Source organism: Myxococcus sp. AM011 (assembly GCF_013372595.1).
Taxonomy (GTDB): domain Bacteria; phylum Myxococcota; class Myxococcia; order Myxococcales; family Myxococcaceae; genus Myxococcus; species Myxococcus eversor.
The window spans coordinates 1-2,551 of sequence record NZ_JABXEM010000503.1 but is presented as its reverse complement, the minus strand read 5'-3'; the positions used below and the strand labels follow the sequence as shown (position 1 = coordinate 2,551).

Here is a 2,551-nt window from a genome sequence, read left to right as displayed (position 1 = left end):
AGGTGAAGGCGCGCACGTCGTCGCGGCTGCCGAGCTGCGTGCGCACCTCGCCGTCCGCGTCCATTTCCCAGCGGACGGTGCCGCGCGAGGCGTCCTCGGCGTCCCTCGGCATGGCCAGCCAGCGGTTACGGTTGAGGAAGGTGGCCACGGCGGCCATGAGGTTGAAGAGCTCGGCGGTGCGCTCGGAGGCCACCGTGAGGGTGAAGGCCAGGTCCACCGTGTACGCGGGGCGCCTGCGCACCAGCTCCGCGCCGGAGGGGCCCTGCACGACGTCCTCGTGCAAGACGTTGGTGGAGTAGCGACGACTCTCGCGCAGCGTGGGGCCTGACAGCACCACGGAGGGCAGCGCGGCCATGGCGATGACGTTGAGGCCGTCTGCCACCGTGTCGTCGTAGTCGACGGAGACGCTGGCGCTGACGTTGGCCACCACCTGCCGTTTCAACTCCTGCAGCAAGGTGCGCACGAGGCGGGTGAGGTCCGCTTCCTTCGCGACGCGTGGGCGCAGGTAGCGGTACGCGCCCGGAAGGACAGCGGCCTCGCCTGGGATGGGGCTGCCCTCCGCGGAGAGGTTGAACACCTCGACGTCGACGGTGCCCACCGCGTGGGCCGGAGTCCTCACGTCCGCGAAGTGAGTGCCCAACTCCACACGAAGCGACAGTACTTCGGCGGGCACTCCTCCCAGGCGCACGGCCACCCGCGCGGCGAAGCCAGTGCCGGCGAGGCGGAGAATGTCGCCGCCGCTGGTGGGCCCCGAGGAGGGCGTCACGGAGGTGAGGGAGGGGAGGGCCATTACGCGGGCCCTCCGAGGCCCAGCTCCTTCGCCACGCGCGCGAGGAAGCGGCGGCTGGCGCCCTGGCGAAACCGTGCGAAGGCTGGCCGCAGGAAGGGGCGCGCTGGCGTCTGCGTCACAATGACGCCGCGCCCCCTGCCGCTGTTACGCGACTCGCCGGCCAGGCCGGCCTGGCGCAGCAGCGCGAAGAGGAAGCGCCGCATCTTCGGCGTCATGGGGATGACGACGGGTGGGCCTCCGTACTCCTGGAGCTGCGCCACGTCGACGAGGGACTCGCCGTCCGGGCTCTTCGCCGAGCGGGACACGCCGATGAAGGCCTCGTCGCCCTCCACAACGACGGAGATGGAGTTGCGCAGCGCCGCAGAGACAAGGAGGGCCTTCGTTCCGTTGAAACCGGCGAGCTGGCGCGCCGCCAGCGTGAGGGGCGAAGGGGGGCGGAGCGGCTCTCCACCTGGTGCCTGCTGAGTGAGGCCCTGCACCACCTCCTTGCGCAGGGCGTGCGCCTCCTGGCGCAGGGCCGTCTGCATCGCCCCTTCAAGGCGCGACGAGCCCGCCGCCAGCAGTTGGCGGGCCCGTGCCCAGTCTCCGGTGCGCGAGACGGCCATGGACGCCTCAGCCCTGCTTGGCCCGCAGGTGGGGGACGTGCGAGTTGAGCCACTCCAGGGCCACGTTCGTGGCCTCACTCACCACCGCGCCGTGGCGGACGGACACCGAGGTGAGGGCCAGGGTGTGGGCGGCGGCTTCGACGTCCTCCGGCCGGCAGCCGTAGTGCTTGAGGCCCTCGGCGATGGGCCGCGCGGCGGGCAGGGTGCCGTAGCGCCAGGAGTGCAGCTCCAGGTTGCAGGTGTACGCCTCGGCCTCGTACTGGGCCCGAGCGGCGGGGCTGGTGAGGTAGGCCAGCTCGTAGCTGGGGCCCTCCTCGTCGTGCTGGACGACGTGCTGGTGCTCGTGGACGCACACCACCACCTGGGCCCACAAGTCCCAGCCCGACTTGGGCGTGCCCACCTCGAAGGGCAGGTAGAGGGTGCGGCCCACGGTGGTGGCGTACTTCTCCAGGAAGCGCTGCTTGTCGAGGATGCCCATGCGCCGAAGCACCTCGGCGGCGAGCTGCATCTCGAGGGAGTCGGCCTTGTTGGCTGTCTTGGTGCGCAGGCGCGTCTGCATGTGCTGATAGAAGGCCCACACCTCCGCAGGCTGGATGTCGCGCTGGAAGAGGGTGCCCACGCCGGGGAGGGACTGGAGGTAGCCCTTCACAGGACACCGCCTTCCTCGGCGCCCGCGTCCACGGTGCCAGCGTCGAAGGTGCCCGCGTCCACGGTGGTGGGCAGGCAGGTGTGGCCGGCGACGCCCTCCTCGTTGACGTAGGTGCAGGTGAAGGCCGCGCTGCTGTGCTCGCTGACCGCGTCACAGTCGGCCAGCACCTGCCAGTTGCCATCGCCGTTGCAGATTTCGGCGATGTTGCCGGCGCAGCGCGTGGACACCGGCGCGCACCCGTCCGGCGCGCGGCAGCGGGTGAGAAAGGCGGTGGCGAGAAGAGTGGTGAGAAGCAGTGCTTTCATGCGAGTCCTCGGGCCTGGGGCCTGTCGTTGAAGGTGACGAGAAGGAGGTTGCGGCGAGGCCTCCGGCGGTGGAGCCCGAAGCCCGTGGGGCGCGCCTCCGTGACGTACAGCCCGGGAGGCGTCCTCACGGCCTGCACGAGTGCGCCCATGACGTCGTAGAGGGCCCCCAGCCTGTCGCTGGGGCGGATGAGGGCGTCACCCG

The 2,551-nt window shown here is 71.1% G+C and carries 4 protein-coding genes and 1 pseudogene; all 5 read right to left on the bottom strand.

Features of this window, described 5'->3' with window-relative positions; genetic code table 11:
- On the bottom strand, positions 1 to 790 hold a 790-nt coding region (locus HUW62_RS46730), incomplete at its 3' end, for an IPT/TIG domain-containing protein (RefSeq protein WP_176438134.1).
- Entirely contained in the window at positions 790 to 1,395 is a 606-nt protein-coding gene (locus HUW62_RS46725) for a hypothetical protein (RefSeq protein WP_176438133.1), read from the bottom strand. The genes HUW62_RS46730 and HUW62_RS46725, both read right to left, overlap by 1 nt.
- A 7-nt stretch (positions 1,396 to 1,402) precedes the next feature.
- Entirely contained in the window at positions 1,403 to 2,044 is a 642-nt protein-coding gene (locus HUW62_RS46720) for a hypothetical protein (protein WP_176438132.1), read from the bottom strand.
- A complete protein-coding gene (locus tag HUW62_RS46715; RefSeq protein ID WP_217911984.1) occupies positions 2,041 to 2,349 on the bottom strand; it encodes a hypothetical protein in 309 nt (102 codons plus the stop codon). Before HUW62_RS46715 ends, HUW62_RS46720 begins: the two co-directional genes overlap by 4 nt.
- Positions 2,346 to 2,551, bottom strand: a pseudogene (locus HUW62_RS46710) (hypothetical protein); the annotation flags it as partial. The gene HUW62_RS46715 and the pseudogene HUW62_RS46710, both read right to left, overlap by 4 nt.